Here is a 1,491-nt window from a genome sequence, read left to right as displayed (position 1 = left end):
CGCAAGTTCCAATTAACTCTAATTCAGCTAACTACCGTAATGGATCAGTCAACCCGTTTGCTTACAACTGGCAGGGGCAATGCACTTGGTATGCTTACGGAAGGATGCTGGAAACTGGCTTGCTACCCGCTGCTATCAAGAATAATGCTCTGTTTAGGGGCAATGCTGGGGCGTGGAGGAACGATGCTCTGAAGGTAGGTTTGCCGATTACTTCTACACCAACTGCTGGGGCGCGAGGACTGGTAGTTTGGCCGCCTAATACTCAATATGCTGGAAGTGTAGGTCACGTTGCCTTTTTGGAAGAAGTTTATCCTGATGGACGGGTTCGGATTACTGAGGCAAATTGGCCGACTGGTAGCGGGATTAAGGAACGAATTCTGACTCCAGCGCAGTATGCTGGACTGTCATTTGTGCGACTGGAAAATGCTCAGACAAATTCCTATAATGCACCTCCTGCAACACCTGGTAAGCAGCGGCAGTACATTGTGCGATCGGGTGATACTCTCTCAGGCATTGCAAAACGCGAGCTGGGGGATGCTAACCGCTGGCGTGAGATTCAAAAAGTCGGTGGCGGTACATTTACCGAAGCTGAAGCGCTTAATTTGCAGGTAGGACAGTCGGTTTATTTACCTGTAGGTTATCAGGTTCCTACTGTTACGCCTGTTACGCCTGTTACGAATAATAGGCCTCAGCCTGTAAGTGGAAAATTACCTAATTGGCAGGGTGGTGACAGACAAGCAGCAATTCAGGCGATAGTTAACGAAGCTAATCGCCAAGGTATCACTTCTAAATCTCAAATAGCTTATATTCTCGCAACTGTTCAGCACGAAACGAACAATAGTTTTCAACCTGTGCGAGAAGCGTATTACTTGGGCGAACCCAATGCAGAAAACTACCGCCGCCAAAACCTATCGTATTATCCCTTCTACGGACGGGGCTATGTACAGCTTACTTGGAAGTCCAATTATCAGAAATATTCGGATTTGCTGGGAATAGATCTGGTGAACAATCCGGATCTGGTTCTGCGCCCGGATATTGCACTCTTTATCCTGGTCGATGGCATGAAGCGAGGTACTTTTACAACTGCTAAGCTTGATGATTATATTTCCGGCAACCGTGTGGATTTCTTGAATGCACGTCGAATTGTTAATGGTATTGATGAGGCAGAGAAAATTAAACAGTATGCAATAAATTGGCAAAGCCAATTAGCATAGGAATTGAGGTAATTCCTCTTTTTGGCATGGAAAGGTCGAGCGCACTTTACAACTTTTTCTCAGGGAAGGGCGAGCGCACTTTTAGCGTCAAAAGGTCGATCGCCCTTTACAACTTTTTCACTGGCGACGGGCGAGCGCTCTTTTTGACATCGTGCCGGTCGATCGCGCTTCATCTATACCAGATGGCAAACCTGCGATCGCACTTTTGGAATAAGTCAAAACGTGCGATCGCTATTATCCCTATAAAGAGCGATTAATTTCAGGCGATCGCGAACTC

The 1,491-nt window shown here is 46.7% G+C and carries 2 protein-coding genes; both read left to right on the top strand.

Features of this window, described 5'->3' with window-relative positions; translation table 11 throughout:
- On the top strand, nt 1–1,214 hold a 1,214-nt coding region (locus QT974_RS31875; RefSeq protein WP_333472376.1), incomplete at its 5' end, for a CHAP domain-containing protein.
- Entirely contained in the window at nt 1,193–1,471 is a 279-nt protein-coding gene (locus tag QT974_RS31870) for a hypothetical protein (protein ID WP_333472375.1), read from the top strand. The genes QT974_RS31875 and QT974_RS31870, both read left to right, overlap by 22 nt.
- Nucleotides 1,472–1,491: the final 20 nt, after the last annotated feature.

It is taken from the genome of Microcoleus sp. BM001215392 (genome assembly GCF_036700185.1).
GTDB lineage: Bacteria > Cyanobacteriota > Cyanobacteriia > Cyanobacteriales > Microcoleaceae > Microcoleus.
This window is presented reverse-complemented; position numbering and strand designations above follow the sequence as displayed.